The sequence below is a fragment of the Pseudoxanthomonas sp. 3HH-4 genome (assembly GCF_006716465.1).
Lineage (GTDB): Bacteria > Pseudomonadota > Gammaproteobacteria > Xanthomonadales > Xanthomonadaceae > Pseudoxanthomonas_A.
Genome location: NZ_VFPB01000004.1, coordinates 194,738 through 217,191 on the forward strand (window position 1 = coordinate 194,738; position 22,454 = coordinate 217,191).

21 protein-coding genes are annotated in these 22,454 nt (G+C 67.4%); 4 read left to right on the forward strand and 17 right to left on the reverse strand.

Annotated elements, in window-relative coordinates:
* Positions 1–64: 64 nt before the first annotated feature.
* The 7 genes from FB548_RS13080 to FB548_RS13110 form a co-directional block, all read right to left on the reverse strand.
* Complete coding sequence (locus FB548_RS13080) at positions 65–835, reverse strand: SDR family NAD(P)-dependent oxidoreductase (RefSeq protein WP_142125223.1); 771 nt, start codon at positions 833–835, stop codon at positions 65–67.
* Between the two features lie 225 nt (positions 836–1,060).
* Positions 1,061–3,619 carry an EAL domain-containing protein gene (locus tag FB548_RS13085; RefSeq protein ID WP_142125224.1) on the reverse strand — a complete coding sequence of 853 codons (2,559 nt, stop codon included), beginning with the start codon at positions 3,617–3,619 and terminating at the stop codon, positions 1,061–1,063.
* On the reverse strand, positions 3,616–4,521 hold the full coding sequence (locus FB548_RS13090) for a hydroxymethylglutaryl-CoA lyase (protein WP_142125474.1): 906 nt from the start codon (positions 4,519–4,521) through the stop codon (positions 3,616–3,618). The genes FB548_RS13085 and FB548_RS13090 overlap by 4 nt, the downstream gene beginning before the upstream one ends.
* A gap of 14 nt (positions 4,522–4,535) precedes the next feature.
* The gene (locus tag FB548_RS13095; protein ID WP_142125225.1) at positions 4,536–5,150 is read right to left on the reverse strand and encodes a hypothetical protein; all 615 of its coding nucleotides are present in this window, start codon (positions 5,148–5,150) and stop codon (positions 4,536–4,538) included.
* Between the two features lie 8 nt (positions 5,151–5,158).
* Complete coding sequence (locus FB548_RS13100) at positions 5,159–7,150, reverse strand: acetyl/propionyl/methylcrotonyl-CoA carboxylase subunit alpha (RefSeq protein WP_142125226.1); 1,992 nt, start codon at positions 7,148–7,150, stop codon at positions 5,159–5,161.
* On the reverse strand, positions 7,150–7,557 hold the full coding sequence (locus FB548_RS13105) for a VOC family protein (RefSeq protein WP_142125227.1): 408 nt from the start codon (positions 7,555–7,557) through the stop codon (positions 7,150–7,152). Before FB548_RS13105 ends, FB548_RS13100 begins: the two co-directional genes overlap by 1 nt.
* A gap of 4 nt (positions 7,558–7,561) precedes the next feature.
* Complete coding sequence (locus tag FB548_RS13110) at positions 7,562–8,365, reverse strand: enoyl-CoA hydratase-related protein (protein ID WP_142125228.1); 804 nt, start codon at positions 8,363–8,365, stop codon at positions 7,562–7,564.
* A gap of 108 nt (positions 8,366–8,473) precedes the next feature.
* Here FB548_RS13110 and FB548_RS13115 point away from each other — a divergent pair, with 108 nt between their 5' ends.
* The 3 genes from FB548_RS13115 to FB548_RS13125 are packed head-to-tail and all read left to right on the forward strand — an operon-like array spanning position 8,474 to position 10,830.
* On the forward strand, positions 8,474–8,719 hold the full coding sequence (locus tag FB548_RS13115; protein WP_142125229.1) for a FeoA family protein: 246 nt from the start codon (positions 8,474–8,476) through the stop codon (positions 8,717–8,719).
* Positions 8,716–10,578 carry a ferrous iron transport protein B gene (feoB, locus tag FB548_RS13120; RefSeq protein WP_142125230.1) on the forward strand — a complete coding sequence of 621 codons (1,863 nt, stop codon included), beginning with the start codon at positions 8,716–8,718 and terminating at the stop codon, positions 10,576–10,578. Before FB548_RS13115 ends, feoB begins: the two co-directional genes overlap by 4 nt.
* Before the next feature lie 3 nt (positions 10,579–10,581).
* The gene (locus FB548_RS13125) at positions 10,582–10,830 is read left to right on the forward strand and encodes a DUF6587 family protein (RefSeq protein ID WP_142125231.1); all 249 of its coding nucleotides are present in this window, start codon (positions 10,582–10,584) and stop codon (positions 10,828–10,830) included.
* Positions 10,831–10,839: 9 nt separating this feature from the next.
* On the opposite strand, the gene FB548_RS13130 is transcribed toward FB548_RS13125, so the two are convergent.
* From FB548_RS13130 to FB548_RS13165, 8 genes are all read right to left on the reverse strand, one after another.
* Positions 10,840–12,216 (reverse strand): J domain-containing protein, encoded by a 1,377-nt coding sequence (locus FB548_RS13130; protein WP_142125232.1) that lies wholly within the window; start codon positions 12,214–12,216, stop codon positions 10,840–10,842.
* A complete protein-coding gene (locus FB548_RS13135) occupies positions 12,213–13,907 on the reverse strand; it encodes a molecular chaperone HscC (RefSeq protein ID WP_142125475.1) in 1,695 nt (564 codons plus the stop codon). Before FB548_RS13135 ends, FB548_RS13130 begins: the two co-directional genes overlap by 4 nt.
* Positions 13,908–13,973: 66 nt before the next feature.
* Positions 13,974–14,339 carry a hypothetical protein gene (locus tag FB548_RS13140; protein WP_142125233.1) on the reverse strand — a complete coding sequence of 122 codons (366 nt, stop codon included), beginning with the start codon at positions 14,337–14,339 and terminating at the stop codon, positions 13,974–13,976.
* Entirely contained in the window at positions 14,336–14,878 is a 543-nt protein-coding gene (locus FB548_RS13145; protein ID WP_142125234.1) for a polymer-forming cytoskeletal protein, read from the reverse strand. Before FB548_RS13145 ends, FB548_RS13140 begins: the two co-directional genes overlap by 4 nt.
* A 184-nt stretch (positions 14,879–15,062) precedes the next feature.
* The gene (locus FB548_RS13150; protein ID WP_142125235.1) at positions 15,063–16,670 is read right to left on the reverse strand and encodes a carboxyl transferase domain-containing protein; all 1,608 of its coding nucleotides are present in this window, start codon (positions 16,668–16,670) and stop codon (positions 15,063–15,065) included.
* A 171-nt stretch (positions 16,671–16,841) separates the two neighbouring features.
* Positions 16,842–17,219 (reverse strand): hypothetical protein, encoded by a 378-nt coding sequence (locus FB548_RS13155; RefSeq protein WP_142125236.1) that lies wholly within the window; start codon positions 17,217–17,219, stop codon positions 16,842–16,844.
* 164 nt (positions 17,220–17,383) lie between these two features.
* Positions 17,384–17,728: a hypothetical protein gene (locus FB548_RS13160; protein ID WP_142125237.1), complete on the reverse strand. Its 345-nt coding sequence runs from the start codon at positions 17,726–17,728 to the stop codon at positions 17,384–17,386.
* Between the two features lie 170 nt (positions 17,729–17,898).
* Positions 17,899–19,074 (reverse strand): thiolase family protein, encoded by a 1,176-nt coding sequence (locus tag FB548_RS13165; protein ID WP_142125238.1) that lies wholly within the window; start codon positions 19,072–19,074, stop codon positions 17,899–17,901.
* A gap of 126 nt (positions 19,075–19,200) precedes the next feature.
* Between FB548_RS13165 and FB548_RS13170 the strand changes: the two genes are divergently transcribed.
* The gene (locus FB548_RS13170) at positions 19,201–19,989 is read left to right on the forward strand and encodes a DUF2189 domain-containing protein (protein WP_142125239.1); all 789 of its coding nucleotides are present in this window, start codon (positions 19,201–19,203) and stop codon (positions 19,987–19,989) included.
* Between the two features lie 74 nt (positions 19,990–20,063).
* Here FB548_RS13170 and FB548_RS13175 read toward each other — a convergent pair whose 3' ends face one another.
* Both FB548_RS13175 and FB548_RS13180 read right to left on the reverse strand, forming a co-directional pair.
* Positions 20,064–21,236, reverse strand: a complete 1,173-nt coding sequence (locus FB548_RS13175) for an isovaleryl-CoA dehydrogenase (protein WP_142125240.1) — start codon at positions 21,234–21,236, stop codon at positions 20,064–20,066.
* A gap of 50 nt (positions 21,237–21,286) precedes the next feature.
* Positions 21,287–22,387 carry a Glu/Leu/Phe/Val dehydrogenase dimerization domain-containing protein gene (locus FB548_RS13180; protein WP_142125241.1) on the reverse strand — a complete coding sequence of 367 codons (1,101 nt, stop codon included), beginning with the start codon at positions 22,385–22,387 and terminating at the stop codon, positions 21,287–21,289.
* Positions 22,388–22,454: the final 67 nt, after the last annotated feature.

Genomic DNA, 22,454 nt, shown 5'->3' on the forward strand with positions numbered 1-22,454 from the left:
TCGGCGTGATCGTCCGGGAAGGCGGCTCTTGCGAATCACCACTCACGAGTGACGAATCACGGTCCTACTTCGGTGCGAGGCGCACGGCGCCATCCAGCCGGATGGTCTCGCCGTTGAGATACGTATTGCCCAGGATGTAGGCGACCAGGTCGGCGAACTCCTCGGGCCTGCCGAGGCGGGACGGGAAGGGGATCGAGGCGCTGAGCGACTGCTGCACGGCCTCCGGCATGCCATCGACCATCGGGGTCCAGAAGATGCCGGGGGCCACGGTCATCACGCGGATGCCGAAGCGCGACAGCTCGCGTGCCATCGGCAACGTCATGCCGACCACGCCGCCCTTCGAAGCCGAATACGCCGCCTGGCCGATCTGGCCTTCGTACGCCGCGACACTCGCCGTGTTGACGATCACGCCGCGTTCGCCTTCGGCGTTCGGCGCGTTGTGCTGCATCACGTCGGCGGCGGCCTTGGCCACGTTGAAGCTGCCCACCAGGTTGACCATCACCGTGGCCTGGAACGTCGACAGCGGCATGGGCGCCTCCTTGCCGAGCACGCGGCCGGCGCCGAGGATGCCGGCGCAGTTGATCGCCGCATTCAGGCCGCCGAGGAACTCCTTGGCTGTCGCCATGTTCGCCGCGACACCGGCCTCGTCGGTCACGTCGGTACGGAAATAGCGGACGTTGGCTTCGCCGAGCTCTGCGACCGCTGCGGCGCCTTTGTCGTCGTTGACATCGAACAGGGCCGCCTTGCCGCCGTGGGAGACAAGGTGGCGGGCAACGGCCAGTCCCAGGCCGGAAACGCCGCCGGTGATGACGGCGCGGGTGTCGGAAAGCTGCATGCGGCGAACCTGCTGCGGAAAAGTCGGCATTTTACGCGATGGCGGGTGTCTGGGAGCCCTGGGCTCCCTGTAGGAGCGACGTAAGTCGCGACCGGGAGGCGTCTGCACCATCGTCCTCCTTCGCAGGTCCGCAATGAATCGCCATGGTTCGCGCCTCGCTAAAGGGCATTGCCCGCCTTGGCTTCCGGTCGCGACTCACGTCGCTCCTACAAGGATTGCAGCCTCTCAGGCGTGCGCCCGCTCCAGCGGCGCGTCGGCAAGTCGGCGCGCGAATTCGTCCGGCGACAGGCCGGGCGCGAACAGGAATCCCTGGCCCACCGGAACCCCGAGGTTGAGCAGGAACTGGCGCTGCGCCTCGGATTCGACGCCCTCGGCGACCAGTCCCAGTCCCAGGCTGCGTGCGATCGCGGACACCGCCTGGCAGACGGCAACGTCGGACCGGTTGCTGGGCACGCCCTCGGTGAACAGCGGGCTGAGCTTCAGGCCGTGGATGGGCAGGCGGCGCAGATAGTTGAGCGCGCTGTAGCCCTCACCGAAATCGTCGATCGTCAGCACCACGCCCAGCTGCCGCAGGTCGGCGAAGGTGCGCAGCGTGGCGGGGGCGTCCTCGATCAGTACGCGTTCGGTGAACTCAAGCTCCAGCGCTGCGCCGGGCAGGTCGAACTCGGTGAGGATCGCGCGCACGCGATCGGCCAGGTCGTCACCGGCGAATTGCCGGTACGACACATTGACCGCCACGCGAACGATGCCCAGCCCCTGGTCGCGCCAGGCGGCCACCTGCCGGCACGCTTCGCGCAATACCCAACTGCCGATGCGCACGATGTCGCCGGTCGTTTCCGCATGGCTGATGAACACGTCCGGACGCAGTTCGCCCAGCTGGTGGTTCTGCCAGCGGATCAGCGCTTCGCCGGCGATGATGCGGCCGTTGCGCAGGTCCACCTGCGGTTGGTAGACCAGTCGGAACTCCTCGTTGTCCACCGCGCGTCGCAGCTGCGTCTCGATCTGCAGACGGTCCTGCTGCCGCTGCGCCAGTTCCTGGGTGAAGCTCTGCCAGCCATTGCGCGCGCGGTGCTTGCTGTCGTACATCGCGATGTCGGCGTTCTGGATCAGCTGTTGCGGGCGCAGGCCGTCGCCGGGTGCGATGGCCAGTCCGATGCTGGCGGTGATGGCGAACTCGTCCTTGCCGAAGCGGAAGGCGTCCGCGAACGCGCCGAGTACGGCGTGCGCCAGTTGTTCCGGCAGGTGCGGGTTCTGGCCGGCATCGCAGATCACAAGGAATTCGTCGCCGCCAAAGCGGGCGATCATGCCGTCGGTGCCCACCGCGCCGCGAATGCGGTCCGAGGCTTGCACCAGCAGCTCGTCGCCTGCGTTATGGCCCAGCACATCGTTGACCATCTTGAAACGGTCGAGGTCGATGTAGAGCACGGCGGCGCGCGCGCGCTCCGGATCGGCCAGGCGCGCGCCGAGCTCGGTCAGCACGGCATCACGGTTCATCAGCCCGGTCAGCGGATCGGTGCGCGCCTGGATGCGCAGCATCTCCTCGGCCTGCTTGTCCTGCGAGATGTCCTGCATGGTGCCGGTCACGCGCGATGCCCCCGGATCGCCAGGTTCGGCATCACCGATCACCCGGATCCAGAACGGGTGGCCATCGGCCTGCGTGCCCTGGAGTTCCAGGTCGAAGCCCTTGCCGCCGGCGGTGATCAGATCCAGCGCGCCACGCAGGCGCCGACGATCCGCTTCGCGCAGGCACGACAGCATGTCGTCCAGCGTGACCAGCGTGCGCGCGGCACCCAGGATGCGCTGTGCTTCGTCGGTCAGGTACATCCGGTCGCGGCCGATGTCCCATTCCCAGCCGCCGATATGGGCGAGTGATTGCGCGCGGTCGAACAGCGCACTGTCGCGCTTGAGTTCCGTCACGTCGCTGAAAAGCGTGGTGACCTGGGCGGGCACGCTGGCGCCCGGCGCGAACTGCGGCACCGAGGTGGCGGTCAGCCAGAGCAGTTGCTTCTTCTGGCGGTGATACAGGCCCAGCAGGACGCTTTCGACCATCTGGCCGCTGTCCAGGGCACGTTGCGCGGGCAATTCATGGCGAGCCATCTCGCGGCCGTGCTCGTCGACGACATGCCAGCGTTCCAGGGCGAGTTCCTGGTCGACGCGCTGGTCCTCGCGGATCCCGAAGATGCGCATCGCGGCGCCGTTGCAGTACTGCACCTGCATCTCGCGGTTGTGCACCACGATGCCCTTGTCCAGCGTTTCCATGAGTTCGCGGTAGCGCATCTCGGCCAGCCGCCGGCTGCTGATGTCACGTGCCACCGCGACGATGCTCTTGCGCCCGTCGAAACTGATGTTGGCCGAATGGACTTCCACCGGGAAGCGGGTGCCGTCCCCGCGCATGTTGGTGACCTCGATGACATAGGTCACGCCGCGATTCAGGGTTTCCCAGACCGGCACCAGGTGGTCTCGCGGAAGATCGGGATTGAGCACGTTGATGTTGCGCCCGACGATCTCTTCGCGCGGCCGCTTGTAGGCCAGCATGCCGGCCTTGTTGAGGTCCAGGATGGTGCCGTCTTCGGCGAGGATGCTGACCGGGTCGGGCACGGCATCGAACAGGTTGCGGTAGCGCGACCGCTCCGTATCGGCCTCGTGCTGCTTGGCCAGCAACGCCGCGCCGGCTTGCCGGAGCAGGGCCGCCGTGGCGCTGTCGGCACCCTCGACGGCAGCCGCGCGCTCCAGTGCCGCGGCCAGCGCCACCACGTCGACGTCGCTGACCGGGCCTGTGTTCATGCGGCCGCCAGGGCCTTGCCGACGCGGCTGCCGGTCTCGCGGCCGAGGCGTGCCGCCAGCCACCGGCCCGTGTCGGCCAGTGCATCCAGGTCCACCCCCGTGCGCAGGCCCTGGCCATGCAGCAGGTAGACCACGTCCTCGCTGGCCACGTTGCCGCTCGCGCCCTTGGCGTAAGGGCAGCCGCCCGCGCCGGAGACGGCGGCGTCCACCACGCGCACGCCTTCGTCGAGGCAGGCGAGGATGTTCGCGAGCGCCTGCCCGTAGGTGTCATGGAAATGCACGGCCAACGCGGACATGGGCAGTTCCGCCGCCACGGCTTTCAGCATGCCGGCGGCCTTGCGCGGCGTGCCCACGCCGATGGTGTCGCCCAGCGATATCTCGTAGCAACCCATCGCGTGCAGCTGCCTGGCCACCCGCACCACGTCTGCCACGGGTACGTCGCCCTGGTAGGGGCAGCCCAGCACGGTGGACACATAACCGCGCACCTTCACGCCATCGGCGGCCGCACGCTCGAGGACGGGACGGAAGCGTTCGATGGATTCATCGATGGACGCATTGATGTTCTTGCGGTTGAAGGCCTCGGACGCTGCGGTGAACACCGCCACTTCCTCCACGCCGACCGCACGTGCGCGGTCATAGCCTTTCTCGTTCGGCACCAGCACGGGGTAGGCGATCCCGGGCCTGCGCCGGATGGCGGTGAAGACCTCCGCCGCGTCGGCCAGCTGGGGAACCCATTGCGGGCTGACGAAGCTGGTGGCTTCGATATTCAGCAGGCCGGTGGCGGACAGACGGTCGATGAGTTCCACCTTGTCGGCCGTCGAGACGAGCGTTTTCTCGTTCTGCAGGCCATCGCGCGGGCCGACCTCCACGATCCTGACGAAGTCGCCGTCGGCAGTGGGCAGGGGCAGGGAAGGGGTCACGGTTTCATCCCATCGTCCGCGCGCCGCATGCGCAATGTCTTGTTGCCGCCATCGAAGGCATCGAACAGTTCCGGATGGGCGCGCAACAAGTCGCGCAACTGTTCGGGACGACCTTCGAACAGGTAGGTGCTGGCATCGGTCTCGCGGGCCTTCAATGTGCCCTGTTGCACCCGCTGCATGATGGCCACCGTGTCGAGCATCGCGATCTGCAGGGTATCGTCGCGGATGCGGTATTTCAGCAGCGTGACAGCGCTGGCCGGCATGCCCTTGGGGGTGGGGGGCGCTGTCTTCCCGGTGGCGAACAGTCCCTCCAGTTCCTTGAAGCCGAGTGCCAGATAACGTTCTCCGTCGATCTCGAAACCCAGTGCTTCGAAGCCTGGTTCGTCGGTGCGGCCGTTGTCGCGCAGGCGCACGTGGCAACGGGTGTCCACCTGGGCGTAGTCGTCCTTGCCCAGTGGCACCTTGTCCTGCGGGCTGTCGGCAAGCGGAACCCACCGACCTACCAGAGCGGGATCGCAGGTCAACGGTGCAGGCGGCCGCTCGAACATCACGCAGCCGGCCAGCATGAAGGTCGTCAACAGCAGGGTGATCGTCGTGCGCAGGGGCGCCATGGAAGGGCTCACTCCAGCGTCACGAGCAACGTGTCGGCTTCGATGAAGTCGCCGGCACTGGCGCGCACCTCGGCCACCACGCCGTCGCGCGGAGCCTTCACCGCCAGTTCCATCTTCATCGCCTCCATCACGAGCAACTCCTGTCCGGCTTTGACCGTATCCCCTAGCTGCGCCTTGACCAGCACCACGCGCCCCGGCATGGGTGCGACGATCCTGCCGCCCGTTTCGACGCCCGCCGCGGCCACGCGACGGTAAACCGGTACCGTCTCCACCGTGGCCCGGCGCTCCCCATCATGCAGCGTCAGGCGCGTGCCATGGCGCAGGACGCGGAATCGCCGCGCCTCTCCCTGGATACGCAAACCGAGGAGATCGCCGGTCAGCGTGGCGCCTTCCACCTGGTACGTGATGCCGCCCATGAGGATGCGGTAAGTCCCCGCATGCCCATGGCCCGAAGCCTCCCAGGTCTCATCGCGATGCTGGAATGCCAAGGGTCGCGCGCCTGCATGTCCCAGCCGCCATCCGTCGCCGACGGCCCAGGGCGAACCCGGGTCGGGGGACTGGGGCGCAGCTTGGCGCGCATCCGCCTCCTGCTGGAGCAGCGCTGCGACGGCGATCGCCACCTGCTGCGAGGCATCCAGGTCCGCGGCGGGCATGAACTCGTCCAGATGCCGGTCCAGGTAGCCGGTGTCGATGCGGCCTTCGACGATGGCGGGATGGTGGACCAGTCGTTCCAGGAAACCGATGTTCGATTTCGGCCCGACGATCTCGCACTCGGCCAGGGCTGCACGCAGGCGCGCGAGGGCCTCGGTGCGGTCCGCGCCCCAGACGATCAGCTTGGCGATCATCGGGTCGTAGAAGATGGTCACCGTGTCACCTTCGATCACGCCCGCGTCGAGGCGGACCTGCGCCGAGGGTGCCGGCAGGACCAGCTTTTCCAGACGGCCCGAGCCGGGCAGGAATCCTGCCTCGGGATCCTCGGCATACAGGCGCACTTCGATGGCGTGACCGTGTTGCGCGATGGCGTCCTGCGCGAGCGGCAAGGGTTCGCCGGCCGCAACGCGCAACTGCCACTCCACCAGGTCCTGCCCGGTGACGAACTCGGTAACGGGGTGCTCCACCTGCAGGCGCGTGTTGATCTCCATGAAATAGAACTGGCCGTCGGGATCGACGATGAACTCGACGGTGCCGGCGTTGACGTAGTCGATGGCCTGCGCCGCCTTCACCGCGGCATCGCCCATTGCCGCGCGCAGTTCGGGCGTCAGAAAGGGCGAGGGCGATTCCTCCAGCACCTTCTGGTAGCGGCGCTGCGCGGAGCATTCGCGTTCGCTGAGGTGCAGCGTGTGGTCATGCGCGTCGGCGAATACCTGGATCTCGATATGACGCGGCGACTGCACGTAGCGTTCCAGCAGCACGCGGTCGCGACCGAAGGCATTGGCCGCTTCGCGCTGGCAGCTTTCCAGCTGTGCGATGAAATCCTCCAGCCCATGCACGATGCGCATGCCTTTGCCGCCGCCACCGTGCGCGGCCTTGATCATCAGCGGGAAGCCGATGCGCGCGGCCTCGCGCGACAGCGTGTTCGGCGACTGGTCCTCGCCCGTGTAACCCGGCACCACCGGTACCCCGGCGGCGTCCATCAGGTCCTTCGCGCCGGCCTTGCTGCCCATCTTGCGCATGGAGGCGCCCGAGGGGCCGATGAACACCATGCCCGCGGCGGCGACCGCATCGGCGAAGTCGGCGTTCTCGGACAGGAAGCCGTAGCCGGGGTGGATGGCCTGGGCGCCGCTGCTCCTGGCCACCTCGATGATCGCATCGCCCCGCAGGTAGCTCTCCTGGGGTCGCGGGCCGCCGATCGGATAGGCCTCGTCGGCCTGGCGCACATGCTGCGCATCGGCGTCGGCCTCCGAGTACACGGCGACAGTGCGGATGCCCAGCCGGCGGCAGGTGCGGATGACGCGGCAGGCGATCTCGCCGCGGTTGGCGATCAGGATCTTGGAGAACATCAGGGGCGGGCATCCGGGGGAAGGTGGCAGACGGCTTCGATGTTGTTCCCGTCCGGGTCGATGACGAAAGCGCCGTAGTAGTTGGGGTGGTAGTGCAGCCGCAGGCCAGGAGCACCGTTGTCCTGTGCACCGGCGGCGAGGGCGGCCGCATGGAAGGCATCCACTTGGGCACGCGACTGGGCGATGAAGGCGACATGCAGGCGACGCGATGGCGTACCGCTGCCGTCGCCGTTGCTTACCCAGAAGTGGGGACGGCCGGGCGGGCCGAAGCCGCACCCCTCGTAGCTGCCCGTCATCTCCCGGGTCACCTCCATCACCACGCCATAGCCGAGTGGCGCCAGTACCTGTGAGTAGAACGCCCGGCTGCGGGCATAGTCGCTGACATCGAATCCCAGGTGGTCGATCATGTCGCTACTCCTTGTTGGCCCACGCGGGTGCGCGCTTGTCGAGGAAGGCGGACAGGCCTTCCTGGCCTTCGCTGGAAACGCGCAACATCGCGATCAGGTCCGCGTTGTCGGCATCCATCCGGTCGCGGTCGGACGAAGCGGCCACGCGCGCGACCAAGTGCTTCGCACCTGCCGCCGCATGTGGCCCCGCCTTCAGCAGCAACGCGAGCTGTCGCTCCACGGCCTCATCCAGCTGCGTTGCCGGCACCACCTGATGCAGCAACCCGATCTGCAGCGCGGTGGATGCATCGAAGATCTCCGCAGTGGCGAACCATCGCCGCGCCTGCCGGGCACCGATGGCGGCGATGACGTATGGCGAGATCACCGCCGGCAACAGGCCCAACTTGCTTTCGGTCAGGCCGAACTTCGCTTCGGGCACGCCTATGGCGATGTCGCAGCACGCTACCAGGCCGACGCCGCCGCCAAAGGCGGCACCCTGTACGCGCGCAATGGTCGGCTTGGGCAGTTCGTCCAGCGTGCGCATCAGGCGGGCGAGGGCAAGGGCATCCTCGCGGTTGGCCGCCTCGCTGGCGGTGGCCATGCCACGCATCCAGTTCAGGTCTGCGCCGGCGGAGAACGAGGCGCCGCTGCCTTCCAGCACGACGGCGCGAATGTCGGATTCAGCACCGACCTGTTCGAGCGTGGCGGTCAGCGTGGCGATCAGGCCTGCATCGAAGGCGTTGTGGAGGCTCGGGCGGTCCAGCCGGATGCGCGCCACGGCGCCAGAGCGCTCCAGTACGAGGGGATGTTCCTGTGGTGCTGCCGCCATGCCTGCCGTTCCCTGCGAAGTCGCTGAATGATAGCGGCACAGTGCGTTGCGACCTTCCTGCACTGCGGCGATGCTACAATGAGAATAGTTCGCATTTGAGAGCCTGGCGTGATCCTGACAGAACTGCCTTCGCGTACCCCCGCCATCGTCGACACCGTCGAGGACCACGGCCCGCAGGACAACATCGCCCGTCGCCTGCGCGAACTGGGCTTCGTCAACGGCGAGGAGGTCGAAGTGGTCGCGATGGGTCCTATGGGCGCCGAGCCGTTGCTGGTGCAGGTCGGTTTCACCCGGTTCGCGCTGCGCCGCTCCGAAGCAGCCCGCGTCCGATTGCGCAACGGAGCCGCGTCATGAGCGCCGCCGAGGCATCGACGCTGCGGCTGGCACTGGTCGGCAATCCGAACTGCGGCAAGACCGCATTGTTCAACCAGTTGACCGGCAGCCGGCAGAAGGTCGCCAACTACGCCGGCGTCACCGTCGAGCGCAAGGAAGGCCGGCTGCATTCGTCGGCGTCGGGGCGCAGCTACGCGGTGCTGGATCTGCCGGGTGCCTACAGCCTGCACGCCGCCAGCCTGGACGAAGCCGTCACCCGCGACGTCTGCCGCGGCTTCTATCCCGGCGAACCGGCACCGGATGTGCTGGTCTGCGTGGTGGATGCCACCAACCTGCGCCTACACCTGCGCTTCGCGCTGGAAGTGCGCGAACTCGGCAAGCCGATGATCCTGGCGGTCAACATGATGGATGCCGCGCAGCGACGCGGCATCGCCATCGACCTGGCGGCGCTGGAACGCGAACTCGGCGTGCCGGTGGTCGAAACCATCGCGGTGAAGCATGGCGGTGCGCGTGCGCTGATCGAGCGCATCGACGCCGTCGCCGCACAGCCGCACGAACCCCGCACGTACCTGGCGGAAGGCGCCGACCTGCACGCGGAAACACGTCGCCTGCTGTCGCTCGCGGTCGCCATGCCTACGCGGACGGCGAAGATCGACGACGCGTTGGATCGCTGGTTGCTGCATCCGGTGTTCGGACTGCTGGCTTTGATCGTGGTGATGTTCCTGATCTTCCAGGCGGTGTATGCCTGGGCGACGCCGATGATGGACATGATCGAAGCGGGCACGGGCTGGTTGGGCGAACAGGCAGGCGGCCTGCTTCCCGAAGGGCCGCTCAACAGCCTGCTGGTCGACGGCATCATCGGTGGTCTGGGTGGCGTGGTCGTGTTCCTGCCGCAGATCCTGATCCTGTTCGCCTTCATCCTGGCACTGGAAGAAAGCGGCTACCTGCCCCGCGCGGCGTTCCTGCTGGACCGCATGATGGCATCGGCCGGCCTGTCGGGCCGCTCCTTCATTCCGCTGCTGTCGAGCTTCGCATGCGCCATCCCCGGCATCATGGCCACGCGCAGCATCCAGGACCCGCGCGACCGTTTGGCGACGATCCTGGTCGCACCGCTGATGACGTGCTCGGCGCGCCTGCCGGTGTACGCACTGCTGATCGGTGCATTCGTGCCGGACGAGAAGGTGGGCATCTTCAACCAGCAGGGCCTGGTGCTGTTCGGCCTGTACGCAGCAGGCATCCTCAGTGCGTTGCTGGTGTCATGGGTGATGAAGAAGTGGCGCCGCGACAAGGGCGAGCACGCGCTGTTGCTGGAACTGCCTTCCTACCGCATTCCGCACCCGCGCGACCTGCTCATCGGCCTGTACGAGCGCGCGATGATCTTCCTCAAGCGCGTCGGCGGCATCATCCTGGCGCTGACCATCCTGCTGTGGTTCCTGCTGAACTTCCCGGCGCCGCCGGAAGGCGCAATGGGCCCCGCGATCGATTACAGCTTCGCTGGCCGCATCGGTCATGCGATGGCGGTGTTCTTCGCGCCGCTGGGCTTCAACTGGCAGATCTGCATCGCATTGATCCCTGGCCTGGCCGCACGTGAAGTGGCGGTCGCCTCGCTGGCCACGATATATGCCCTGTCGGCGGCCGACGATGAGGCGGCCATCCAGGCGTTGACGCCCGTGATCAGCGACGGCTGGTCGCTGGCCACCGCGTTGTCGCTGCTGGTGTGGTTCATCTACGCGCCGATGTGCATCTCGACGCTCGCCACCATCAAGCGCGAGACCAACTCGTGGAAGCAGATGGGCTTTGCCACGTTCTACCTGTTCGCGCTGGCCTACCTCGCCTCGCTGGTGACTTACCAGGTCGCCAAGGCACTGGGTGCGGGCTGAGCCATGGACGCATCTCTCGCCCTGCAATACGCCATCATCGCCGTCGCGGTGGTGGTCAGCGCGTGGGTGGTGGTGAAGAAGCAGTTCCCCGGACCGCTGCGCAAGGTGCGTATCGCGCTGGCGCTGCCTTTGTTGCACGAGGGGCGAGCGAGCTGGCAGCACGCGTTGGGGCGGTGGATCGCACCGGCCGGCAGCCTGGTGAACGGACGGATCGCCGGCAACGACTGCGGAGGTTGCGACGGCTGCGGTTGACCCGGGGGTTCAACCGTAACGGATCGCCAGCCCCGCGATTCCCAGTCCCACGAATACCGTGAACGACGCGATCGTCGTCCAGCGGTTGCCGGTGGCGGCGGCTATGCTGATCCGGTGGCGCGTAGCGTAGGCCCAGTCGAAGACGGTCATGCCGATGGCGGCGCCTGCCAACGCGAGAAGCCACGGTGAGGGCAGGTCGGGCATGGGCAGCGCACGCACGAGCCAGCTCGTGCCGATCCCGAAACGCAGTGCATCGAAGAACTGGCGGAAATGGAGCAGCGCAGCGGGAAGCACGAGCGCGAACGCCAACGCCGGCAGCTGTGGCAGCGACCAGGCCGCCAGCAAACCGGCCACGGCCAGCCAGACCGGCATCAGTGCGATCCACGGCGAATGCATCGTCGCAGGCCGTTCACGCAGTGCCCACAGCGCGCGCATCGCGTGCCAGATGCACAGCATGCCGGCGACCGCGACGAAGGTCAGGCCCATCATGCGCTGCTGGCGTTCGGGCGCGAGCTCGCTCACCGCGCACAGCCCGGCGATGGCCAAGGTCGCGAACGCGGCGGTGAGTACCACGGTCGCCCAGCGCCAGGGGCCGGCATAGAAAGGGTCGGCAATGCGTTCGAAAAAGGCTTGCTGCCGACCATCCAGGCCCGGCACGTCGTCGCCGTAATCCGCCGTCAGTCGTCGCGACAGGCGCGCTGCGCGGAAGGCAAAGCCAGGCACGCAGGCAAGGACCAGCGCGAGCGGCCATCCAAAGGCGCGCTTCAGCTGCCGGATCGTCAGCGGCCGGTCCTCGTCGAAGGCATCGGCGTTCTCAGTGGACACCGCCTGCAACACCTGCTGGCGTCGTTCCACCCACTCGGGCGGTGTGAAGCCGAAGAAGTCCGCGAGGACGGCCATGGTCCCCGGTCGCACCTGGACCTTTTCGTAGGCGATGCTCTCGAAGATGGCCTGTCCGATGCGGTGTTTCACGTCCAGGGCGTACAACGCCGGATGGTGTTCGAGGTAGTGGCGGAATGCCGAAGGCAGGTCTCCCCCGGCATGGGCGATCAACTCCTCGCGCAGCGCGGCTTCGTCGATCCGCGGTGGGGCAGGTTCGTCCGGGCGCGCGTCGGAATGTCCCCTGTGCAGCGGCATGTGTGATGTGGCATCCGGCGCCGTTACCTCCAGCGATGGGAGCGTGATGTGCGCATCTTCGGAGGCTACCTCAAGCGCCTGCTCGCGTTGCAGTGCCAGCGCTTCCTGGTAGGCCTCGTGCAAGCGCTGGAACCCCGCCGGATCCTCGTCCGGCCGCGTGGTCTTCAGCAGGCGTGCATAGGCGCGCTTGATGGCGCGCTCATCAGCGTCTTCATCGATGTCCAGCAGGGCATACGGCCAGTCACTCACCCTTGGGCCTCGATGCTCTCCAGCATCCGCGCGAAATCGGCGCGGTGTTCGCGGATCTGTAGGGGATCCTGGCCGTCCAGTGTCGTGCGGAAGCGCACCAGCGCGTCCTGCAGGTCGCGGCGCGCCCAGAGCAGTTCCTCGTACAGGCGCTCGGCGCGGGCGATCACCAGGAGATTTTCCTGCTGGTCGCGGGGATGCACCTTCAGTTCGGACAGCGCGGCCAGGCGCTGGCGGATCTCGTCCTGGGTCAGCACGCCGGGGTTCTGCTGCAGGACCACCTCATGGGTCTGGCCGGTGGCCACGATGGTGGCTTCCACCTGCAGCAGCCCGTTGACGTCGTAGGTGAAGCGGATGTCCACGGGGTTCTCGTGCGCGGCGCGCGCCGGTACCTTCACCGAAACGGTACCCAGCTTGACGTTGTTCTCCACGCGCGGGCTCTCGCCTTGGTAGATATTGAACTCGACCTGCGTCTGCTGGTCGCGCATCGGCTGGTAGCGTTCGACCCGGCTGACCGGCACCGTCGCGTTGCGGTGGATGATCGGGGAGAACAGGCCGGTGGTGACCTGCCCGTGTCCGTCGTCCTGCGCGGTGTCCACACCGAGCGAGTGGGGACACACGTCGGTGAGGATGATCTCTTCCAGCGATTCGTCGCGCGCCTTCATGCCAGCCGCGACCGCAGCGCCCAGCGCGATCGCCTCGTCCGGGTTGATGTGCCGCAATGGCAGGCGACCGAACATGCGCGAGACCAACCGCGCGGTCAGTGGCATCCGCGATGCGCCGCCGACCAGGACGATGTCATCCAACTGGCCCGGCGCCAGGCGGGCGTCACGCATGGCGCGCTCCAGCGGCGCGCGCATGCGCTGCACCAGCGGCTCGCACAGGCGCGAAAATCCCGCCTCGTCGATCTGCCAACGCCGCGACTCGCCGCCCAGCAGAATCTCGACGTCGACGGGGCCGCCGGACGTGTTCGACAGTTCACGCTTGGCCGACTCCAGCCGGCGCCTCAGCAGGGCATCTTCGCTGGCCGTCAGTTTTTTTGCTTCGACCTTGAGTTCGCGCAGGCAGGCATCGCGCAGCGCGGAAAGGAAATCCTCGCCGCCGAGGAAGTTGTCGCCGGCACTGGCATGGACCTCCATCACGCCATCGAACATTTCCAGGATCGAGACATCGAACGTGCCGCCGCCCAGGTCGAAGACCAGGAAGCGCCCACCACCGTCGCGCTGCTGCAGACCGTAGGCCATGGCGGCGGCGGTCGGCTCGTTGATGAGCCGTTCGACCTTGATACCGGCCAGTTCGCCAGCGATGCGGGTGGCCTTGCGCTGCGCGTCACCGAAGTACGCCGGCACGCTGATCACGGCCTCGGTGACGGATGCGCCGAAATGGCTTTCCGCATCCGCGACGAGCGCACGCAGGACCAGGGCCGAGAGTTCTTCCGGACGCAGTGCGTGCTTCCCCAAGCGCGTGACGCGGTTGGTGCCCATCCAGCGCTTGAAGCTGGCGACGCTGCGCTCCGGATGGGTGATCAGTCGGTCCACCGCCGGCCGGCCCACGATCAGCGTGTCGTCCGCATCCACGCTGATCACGGAAGGCGTGAGCAGCTCGCCCAGTGCATTCGGTATCAGGACCGGGCCATCCGGTCCGTGATAGCCAATCAGCGAATGCGTGGTCCCCAGATCGATGCCGACGATCATCCAGCCCCCTGCTGGCATCCATGTCGGTGTCGAGTGTAGCCGGGCGGTCGCGTTCCCGGGAGGGGTTCAGTGGCGCGTCTTGCGAGCCGCTTTGCCCGCCGCCGGGTTGAGTTCCACCGACAGCACGAAGCTGCGCTGCTCGTGCGGCTGCATCGCGCCGACGCCGACGACCTGGCGGGTGACTTCCTCCCCACGGTCGTTGCGGATGGACAGCACCACGCTGTATTCCCACGCAGCGCCCTCGGCGGGCGGCTGCAGCGTGCCTTCGATCCGCAGCGGCGTCAGCGCGGGCGTGGCCTGGGCACCTGCGCCGGGTTCGAAGCGCAGGTGGTGGCGGCAGCCCGGGCAGACAGCCGCGCTCTCCAGGATGGTCGCCTTGCAGTGCGGGCAGGTGCGGGTGGCGCCGGCACTGCCTGGGCGGGGTTGGCTCATGCCGCGGCGCCGGGCTCCGTGCCGTTGTCCTTGCCCTTGCCGCCCTTGGCCGGTTCATCCCAGCCGAAGTCGGCCTGGCCTCGCATGCGGGACCCCGCAGCCACCGTGAGCGATCCCGACTTCACGTCACCGATCAGTACGCCCGATGCCAGCAGTTCGACGCGTGCGGCAGACTCGATGTTGCCTTCCAGCTCGCCCGCGATGGTGACCTTCTTCGCCCGCACGCCACCATTGAGCTTGGCGCCGGTTTCGATGGTGAGGTCGCCTTGCACGTTCACGTCGCCCTTGAAACGGCCTGCGATGCGGATGTGGCCGGTGCCTTCGATCTTGCCCTCGATGGTGAGGTCGGCGGCGATCAGCGATTCCTTCAGCGCCTCCTGGGGTGCGCTGCGTTCAACCGGACGCGTGCCCGGCGGTGCGGTGACGGCGGGCGAGAAATCGGCCGCCGTGGCAGTGTCGCGCACGGGGAGGGTGGTGGGTTCCGGCGGCAGGTTGCCGCCCTCTTTCTTCGCGGGGCCTTGGTCTTTCCAGATGGACATGCAGGGGATGCTCCGGGTGGCAGGGACTCCGGACTATCGCCGCCTGTCCGCGCGCGCGCTGTGACCTGCACAGCCGATTGGCGGCGTGGCGCATCCGGAGCGTGCACGGTTCACCCTGGAGTCGGGCTTGTGCACGCGGCGCTCACAACAATGAAGAGGGCGCGGGCTGGGCACGCGCCTGGCGCTACATCCGGAACACGCCGAACTTCGCCGGCTCTATCGGCGCGTTGAGAGAGGCCGAGATGCCCAGCCCCAACACCCGGCGCGTATCGGCAGGGTCGATGATGCCGTCATCCCACAGGCGCGCAGTGGCGTACCACGGGCTGCCCTGGGATTCGTACTGCTCGCGGATCGGCGCCTTGAATGCGTCCTCTTCGTCCGGGCTCCACGATTTGCCCGCGGCCTCGATGCCGTCGCGCTTCACCGTCGCCAGCACGCTCGCCGCCTGTTCGCCGCCCATCACGCTGATGCGCGCATTCGGCCACATCCACAGGAAGCGCGCGCCGTACGCACGGCCGCACATGGCGTAGTTGCCGGCGCCGAAGCTGCCGCCGATGACCACGGTGAACTTCGGCACGGACGAGCAGGCGACAGCCGTGACCATCTTCGCCCCGTCCTTGGCGATGCCGCTGTTCTCGTATTTACGGCCGACCATGAAGCCCGTGATGTTCTGCAGGAACACCAGCGGGATGCCGCGCTGGTTGCACAACTCGATGAAGTGCGCGCCCTTGAGGGCGCTTTCGCCGAACAGGATGCCGTTGTTGGCGACGATGCCCACCGGGTAGCCGTGCAGGTGCGCGAAGCCGGTGACCAGGGTCTTGCCGTAGCGGGCCTTGAACTCGTCCAGCTCGCTGCCGTCAGTGATGCGTGCGATGACCTCGCGGATGTCGAACGGGCGGCGGGTGTCCTTGGGTACGATGCCGTAAAGCTCCTCGGCCGGATACAACGGTTCGCGCGTGTCGCGCACTGCGACGGGCAGGGTCTTGCGGCGATTGAAGTGGCCGATGACGTTGCGCGCGATCTCGAGCGCATGGCGATCGTCCTCGGCGAAATGATCGGCCACGCCGGACACACTGGTGTGCACGTCGGCGCCGCCCAGAGCTTCGGCATCGACCACCTCTCCGGTGGCCGCTTTCACCAGCGGCGGCCCGCCGAGGAAGATCGTGCCCTGTTCCTTGACGATGATCGATTCGTCGCACATCGCCGGCACGTAGGCGCCGCCGGCGGTGCAACTGCCCATCACCACCGCGACCTGCGGGATATTCTCGGCCGACAGGCGGGCCTGGTTGTAGAAGATGCGGCCGAAGTGCTCGCGGTCCGGGAAGACCTCGTCCTGCAGCGGCAGGAATGCGCCGCCGGAGTCGACGAGGTAGATGCACGGCAGGTGGTTCTCGCGGGCGATCTCCTGCGCGCGCAGGTGCTTCTTCACCGTCATCGGGAAGTAGGTGCCGCCTTTGACCGTGGCATCGTTGGCAACGATCACCACTTCGTTGCCCATCACACGGCCGATGCCGCAGACCATGCCGGCGGCGGGTGCCGCGCCGTCGTACATCTCCTCGGCGGCCAGTGGCGCGATTTCGAGGAAGGGCGAGCCGGGGTCGAGCAGGGCGGTGATGCGATCCCGTGCCAGCAGCTTGCCGCGCTCGGTGTGCTTGTTGCGCGCTTTTTCGCCTCCCCCCTCGGCTGCGTGCGCCAGACGGCGGTCGAGTTCCTGCACTAGTACGCGGTGATACGCGTTGTTGGCGAGGAAATCGGGTGAGCGCGGATCGAGTTGCGAAGCGATGGCAGGCATGCGGCACGACGAAGCGGGAAAGGCGGCATCAGACCATAAACCCCCCTGCGCGCCAAACCGCACTGCAAAAACGGCCTGGGGCGGTTCCTGATGTCGCTTGCCGGTGGCGTGCCACAAAACGACAAGGCCCGCTTGCGCGGGCCTTGTCCGATTCGCGATGAGGCGAGTCGATTACTGCTTGGCTTCTTCAGCCTTGGCGTCGGCCTTGTCGGCGACTTCAGCAGCCTTGTCGGCCGTCGCCTGGGCGGCGTCGGACACGGCGCCAGCAGCGGCGGCGGTGGCGTCGGAAGCGGCAGCTTCGGTGGCGGCAGCGGCGTCCGAAGCAGCGGCGGTCGCGGCAGCAGCGGCATCGGCGGTAGCGGCCGTCGCGGCGTCGCCAGCGGCGGCAGCGGCGTCGCCGGCAGCGGAGGCGGCGTCACCGGCAGCAGCGGCAGCCTGGTCGGCAGCGGCGGCGGCGTCGGCAGCAGCGGCGTCGGTGGTCTCGCTCTTGGTGCAGGCGCTCATGGCCAGGACGGCGGCGACCAGCAGGACGGTGCTCTTGATCTTCATTGTGGATCCCCAAATCGGTAGGTGTGGAAGGTGGCGCCGGGAGGGCGAGTCCGTTCGTCCACCGGTAGGGGGCGAACCGGGAAGCCAGGCCCGGATACAGAAAAAGCCGCCAGCGAGCTGGCGGCTTTCTCAGTTTAACGCTAAATCAGGCAACCGCCAGCAGATTACTGCTTGGTGGCTTCCTTGGCAGCGTCGGTCGCGGCTTCGGCCGTGTCGGCAGCCTGGCCAGCGGCGTCGGCAGCAGCGTCAGCGGCTTCCGTCGTGGTGGCGGCAGCAGCGTCGGTCGCGGCGGTGGCAGCAGCGTCGGCGGCGGTGGCAGCGGCGTCGGCCGACTGCTGGGCGGCGTCGGCGGTCACTTCGCCAGCGGCAGCGGCGGCGTCAGCGGCAGCCTGGGCTTCGGTCGCGGTCGCAGCGGCGTCAGCAGCGGCGTCGGCAGCCTGTTCCTGGTTCGAGCACGCAGCCAGGGCGAAACCCAGAGCCAGCGCGATCAGAGCCTTGTTCATGGTCATCGTTGAATTTCCTCGTCGTTAGTTAGGCAACGCGCAATTGCGCGCCTGCAACATGATGACAAGCCCATTACGGCTGTCAAGCGGTTGGCCGGTTATCTTTGTCAACCCGTTGTTAAACCTTATGGGGCGGACGAAAACCGGCCGCTTCGCCCCCCCGACTGCGCAAAAGATCAGACGAGTTCGATCGCGATCGCGGTGGCCTCGCCGCCGCCGATGCAGAGGGTGGCGATGCCGCGCTTGCCGCCACGCGTGCGCAGGGCATTGATCAGGGTCACCACCAGACGGGCACCCGACGCGCCGATCGGATGACCGAGCGCGCAAGCACCGCCGTTGACGTTGACCTTGGCGTGCGGGATGCCGAGTTCCTTGATCGGCGCCATGGCCACGACGGCGAAGGCTTCGTTGACCTCGAACAGGTCCACCTGGTCCACCGTCCAGCCGATCTGCTTGAGCAGCTTGTCGATGGCGGCAACCGGAGCGGTGGTGAACCACTCCGGCGCCTGCGAGTAGGTCGCATGGCCGACGATCCGTGCCAGCGGCTGCAGACCGCGCTTGGCGGCCTCGTCGGCGCTCAGCAGCACGGTGGCCGCGGCGCCGTCGGAAATGCTGGACGAGCTCGCGGCCGTCACCGTGCCGTCCTTCTTGAAAGCCGGCTTCAGGGTGGGGATCTTGGCGACGTCGGACTTGCCCGGCTGCTCGTCGGTGCTGACCTCGACCTCGCCCTTGCGGGTGGCGACCTTGACCGGGACGATTTCATCATTGAACGCGCCGGACGCCTGCGCAGCCTGGGCGCGGGTCACCGATTCGATCGAGTAGGCATCCTGTTCTTCGCGGGTGAAACCGAATTTGGCGACGGTAGCCTCGGCGAATACGCCCATTGCCTGCCCGTCATAGGGATTGGTCAGGCCGTCCCACGCCATGTGGTCTACCGCCTGGAAATTGCCGTAACGATTGCCGGTGCGCGAGTTGGGGATCAGGTGGGGGGCGTTGCTCATCGACTCCATGCCGCCGGCGATGACCACCGTGGCCGAACCGGCCTTGATCAGGTCATGCCCCAGCATGATCGCCTTCATGCCCGAACCGCAGACCTTGTTGATGGTGGTGGCGCCGGCCGCATCCGGGATGCCGGCGGCACGCGCGGCCTGGCGGGCAGGAGCCTGACCCAGGTTGGCCGGCAGCACGCAACCCATGATGACTTCGGACACGTCGTCGGCGGGGATGCCGGACTGTTCCAGCGCGGCGGTGATGGCAGCGGCGCCCAGCGTCGGGGTGGGGACGCCATTGAACTGGCCGAGGAACGAACCGATGGCGGTGCGCTTGGCGGCGGCGATGACGATGTCGGACATGGAGGGCTTCCCGCGTGGAGTGAGGGTCCGATTATCCCGCCCCGGCCCGACAGCGGGCAAATCGGCCGTTGGTACAGGGCAGCGAGCCACTCTGGCAGGGCGTATGCTCGACCCGGGGGAGTGCGAATGTCAGACAAACCACCGATCGAGCCGGTACCGCGTGCCTTCGTCGTGCCCTGTGCGACCCTGGAGGCGGGCGCGCCCTGGCGCTGGCTGCGCGCCGGTTGGCGGGATCTGCGCCGGGCGCCTGGCCTGTCGTTGTTGTTCGGCGGGGTGATTGTGCTGGTGAGCGCCGGCATTTCCTGGCTCGCGTTCGTGCTGGGCCGGTTCGCGCTCCTGGCGACCCTGCTGTCCGGATTCGTGTTCGTCGCGCCATTGATCTGCGTGGGCCTGTACTGCGTGAGCCGCGCGCTGGAACAGGGCCGCACGCCGCGTCTGCGCGATTCGTTCGTGCTCGCGCGGCGGGTGCTGGGGCAGGCGGGCGTGTTCGCGCTGGGGCAGGGCGTGATCATCCTGCTGTGGTCGCGCGCGGGGATGATGGTCAGCGCGTTCTTCCCGTTCGATGGCGGCGACCCGGGCGCGTTCTGGGAATTCCTGGCGCTGGGCTCGGCCATCGGCGCGGTCTTCGCCACGCTGACGTTCGCGGTGACCGCGTTCTCGTTGCCGATGATCGCCGACCGCGACGTCGACATGGTCACGGCCGCCGTCTCCAGCGTGCACGCGGTGATGCGCAACAAGGGCGTGATGGCGGTATGGGGCCTGGTACTGGTGACCCTGACCGCCATCGGTTTCGCGACGGCGCTGCTGGGGCTGGCGATCCTGATGCCGTGGCTGGCGTACGCCAGTTGGCACGCCTACCGGGAAACGCTGGATGCATCTTCGTGGCCTGCCCTGGAGGGGGCTGGCGCGAGGTAGGGCGGGCTTCAGCCCGCCATCGCCACCAACAAACCAGACGGTGGGCCGAGGCCCCCCCTACGACGACGTGTGGATCAGCCGCGCCCGTCGAACAATTCGCGGCCTATCAGCATGCGGCGGATCTCGTTGGTGCCGGCGCCGATGGCGTAGAGCTTGGCATCGCGCAGCAAGCGGCCCGCGGGATACTCGTTGATGTAGCCGTTGCCACCCAGCGACTGGATCGCTTCCAGCGTCACCTGCACCGCCGCTTCCGACGCGTGCAGCAGGCAACCTGCCGCTGCGGCGCGCGACCCCTGGCCTTCGTCGAAACCGCGCGCCACCTGGTAGGCGAACGCGCGGCTGGACTGCAGTGCGGTGTACATGTCGGCCAGCTTGCCCTGCATCAGGCCGAAGGTGCCGATGGCGGCATCGAACTGCTTGCGCTCGCGCACGTAGGGCAGGGTGATGTCGAGCGCCGCCTGCATCAGGCCGATGGGGCCGCCGCTCAGCACCAGGCGCTCAGTGTTCAGGCCGCTCATCAACACGCGCACGCCCTGGTTCACTTCGCCCAGCACGTTCTCGGCGGGAATCTCGCAATTCTCGAACACCAGTTCGCAGGTGTTGCTGCCGCGCATGCCCAGCTTGTCCAGTTTCTGCGCGGTGGAGAAGCCCTTCATGCCGCGCTCGACGATGAAGGCGGTCATGCACTTGCTGCCTGCGTCCTTGCCCGCGGTGCGCATGTAGACCAGCAGCACGTCGGCTTCCGGTCCGTTGGTGATCCACATCTTGTTGCCGTTGGCCACCCAGACGCCGTCACGGAGTTCGGCACGGCAGCTCATCGAGCCGACCACGTCCGAACCTGCACCCGGCTCGCTCATCGCCAGCGCGCCCTTCCACTCGCCGCTGCTGAGCTTCGGCAGGTACTTCGCGCGCTGCGCGGCATTGCCGTTGAGATAGAGGTTGGAGACGCACAGGTTGGAATGCGCGCCGTAACTCAGGCCCACCGAGCCGGACGCACGCGAGATCTCCTCCATCGCCACCAGATGGGCGAGGTAGCCCATGCCGCTGCCGCCGAATTCCGGATCCACGGTGATGCCCAGCAGGCCCAGTTCGCCCAGTTTGGGCCACAGGTCCTGCGGGAATGCGTTGTCGTGGTCGATCTGCGCCGCACGCGGCGCGATCTCGGTCTGCGCGAACCGCTGCACGGCCTCGCGCAGCGCATCCAATTCTTCGCCCAGCGGAAATCCGCTGACGGTATCCGGTCGCATTCGGTCCTCCCTCCTATTGCGGCCCATCCAGGTTGTATCTGCAACTTACCTCAATGCTCGCCGCGCAGGTGCCCCATGAAGCGCGGCGCGGTGCGGCCCAGCGGCAGCTTGAGCTTGCCGATGGCGGTCATGCGGGCCTCGGCGATGCGGTCGGCCGCATACTGCGGCGCGATGCCTTCCTTCTCGGACAGATCGAAGATCTTGCCGACGGTGTGGTAGATCGTCCGCATCATCCGCATGGCACGCTCGCGGTTGTAGCCGTCGATCTCCAGCGACACGTTCATCACGCCACCCGCGTTCACCGCGTAGTCGGGCGCGTACAGGATGCCGCGCTTGGCCGCTTCCACGCCGGTCACGTGCGACATCTGGTTGTTGGCGGTGCCGCAGATCACCTTCGCCTTCAGGCGGGGCAGGGTCTGTTCGTTGATGGCGTACTCCAGCGCGCACGGGCTGAACACATCCACCGGCAGGTCGTAGATCTCGTCCGGCTTCACCGCTTCCGCGCCGTACTCCTCGACCGCGTGTTCGACCAGCGCCGGATTGAGGTCGGTGACGAACAACTTGGCGCCGCGTTCCTTCAGCAGCTTCACGTACTCCATGCCGATGTGGCCCAGACCCTGCACGGCGAAGCTGTACTTGCCGATCTCCTCGTTGCCGAACTTCCGGTTCAGCGTGGCCATCAGGCCCTGCAGCGCACCGTAGGCGGTGAACGGGGCCGGATCGCCGGAGCCGCCGTGCACCTGGTGCACGCCGACCACGTATTCGGTCTCGCGGTAGACGTTTTCCATGTCGTTGACGTCGGTGCCCACGTCCTCGGCGGTGATGTAGCGGCCGCCCAGCGAGTCCACGTACCGGCCGAAGCTGCGGAACAGCACCTCGGTCTTGTCCACGCTGCTGTCGCCGATCAGCACCGCCTTGCCGCCGCCCACGTTGAGGCCGGCCAGCGCGTTCTTGTACGTCATCGTGCGGCTCAGGCGCAGCGCGTCGTTGAGCGCAAGCGCGCTGTCGGCGTAGGGCCGCATGCGCACACCGCCCAGCGCCGGACCCAGCACGGTGCTGTGGATGGCGATGATGGCCTTCAGCCCGGCATCCGGGTTGTGGCAGAAGACGACCTGTTCGTGGCCAGAGGTATCGAGGGTTTCGAAAATCATGGGTGGGCTCCGGTGCGCGGGTGGGGACCGGCGCGGGCTTGCCTTCAGCGGCTAACGGGTTGTCAGA

Excerpts from the sequence above, each read along its gene's own strand:
- FB548_RS13080 (WP_142125223.1), bottom strand. The coding sequence starts at position 835 with ATGCAGCTTTCCGACACCCGCGCCGTCATCACCGGCGGCGTTTCCGGC.
- FB548_RS13085 (WP_142125224.1), bottom strand. The coding sequence starts at position 3,619 with ATGAACACAGGCCCGGTCAGCGACGTCGACGTGGTGGCGCTGGCCGCG.
- FB548_RS13095 (WP_142125225.1), bottom strand. The coding sequence starts at position 5,150 with ATGGCGCCCCTGCGCACGACGATCACCCTGCTGTTGACGACCTTCATG.
- FB548_RS13100 (WP_142125226.1), bottom strand. The coding sequence starts at position 7,150 with ATGTTCTCCAAGATCCTGATCGCCAACCGCGGCGAGATCGCCTGCCGC.
- FB548_RS13105 (WP_142125227.1), bottom strand. The coding sequence starts at position 7,557 with ATGATCGACCACCTGGGATTCGATGTCAGCGACTATGCCCGCAGCCGG.
- FB548_RS13110 (WP_142125228.1), bottom strand. The coding sequence starts at position 8,365 with ATGGCGGCAGCACCACAGGAACATCCCCTCGTACTGGAGCGCTCTGGC.
- feoB (WP_142125230.1), top strand. The coding sequence starts at position 8,716 with ATGAGCGCCGCCGAGGCATCGACGCTGCGGCTGGCACTGGTCGGCAAT.
- FB548_RS13125 (WP_142125231.1), top strand. The coding sequence starts at position 10,582 with ATGGACGCATCTCTCGCCCTGCAATACGCCATCATCGCCGTCGCGGTG.
- FB548_RS13135 (WP_142125475.1), bottom strand. The coding sequence starts at position 13,907 with ATGATCGTCGGCATCGATCTGGGGACCACGCATTCGCTGATTGGCTAT.
- FB548_RS13140 (WP_142125233.1), bottom strand. The coding sequence starts at position 14,339 with ATGAGCCAACCCCGCCCAGGCAGTGCCGGCGCCACCCGCACCTGCCCG.
- FB548_RS13145 (WP_142125234.1), bottom strand. The coding sequence starts at position 14,878 with ATGTCCATCTGGAAAGACCAAGGCCCCGCGAAGAAAGAGGGCGGCAAC.
- FB548_RS13150 (WP_142125235.1), bottom strand. The coding sequence starts at position 16,670 with ATGCCTGCCATCGCTTCGCAACTCGATCCGCGCTCACCCGATTTCCTC.
- FB548_RS13155 (WP_142125236.1), bottom strand. The coding sequence starts at position 17,219 with ATGAAGATCAAGAGCACCGTCCTGCTGGTCGCCGCCGTCCTGGCCATG.
- FB548_RS13160 (WP_142125237.1), bottom strand. The coding sequence starts at position 17,728 with ATGACCATGAACAAGGCTCTGATCGCGCTGGCTCTGGGTTTCGCCCTG.
- FB548_RS13165 (WP_142125238.1), bottom strand. The coding sequence starts at position 19,074 with ATGTCCGACATCGTCATCGCCGCCGCCAAGCGCACCGCCATCGGTTCG.
- FB548_RS13170 (WP_142125239.1), top strand. The coding sequence starts at position 19,201 with ATGTCAGACAAACCACCGATCGAGCCGGTACCGCGTGCCTTCGTCGTG.
- FB548_RS13175 (WP_142125240.1), bottom strand. The coding sequence starts at position 21,236 with ATGCGACCGGATACCGTCAGCGGATTTCCGCTGGGCGAAGAATTGGAT.
- FB548_RS13180 (WP_142125241.1), bottom strand. The coding sequence starts at position 22,387 with ATGATTTTCGAAACCCTCGATACCTCTGGCCACGAACAGGTCGTCTTC.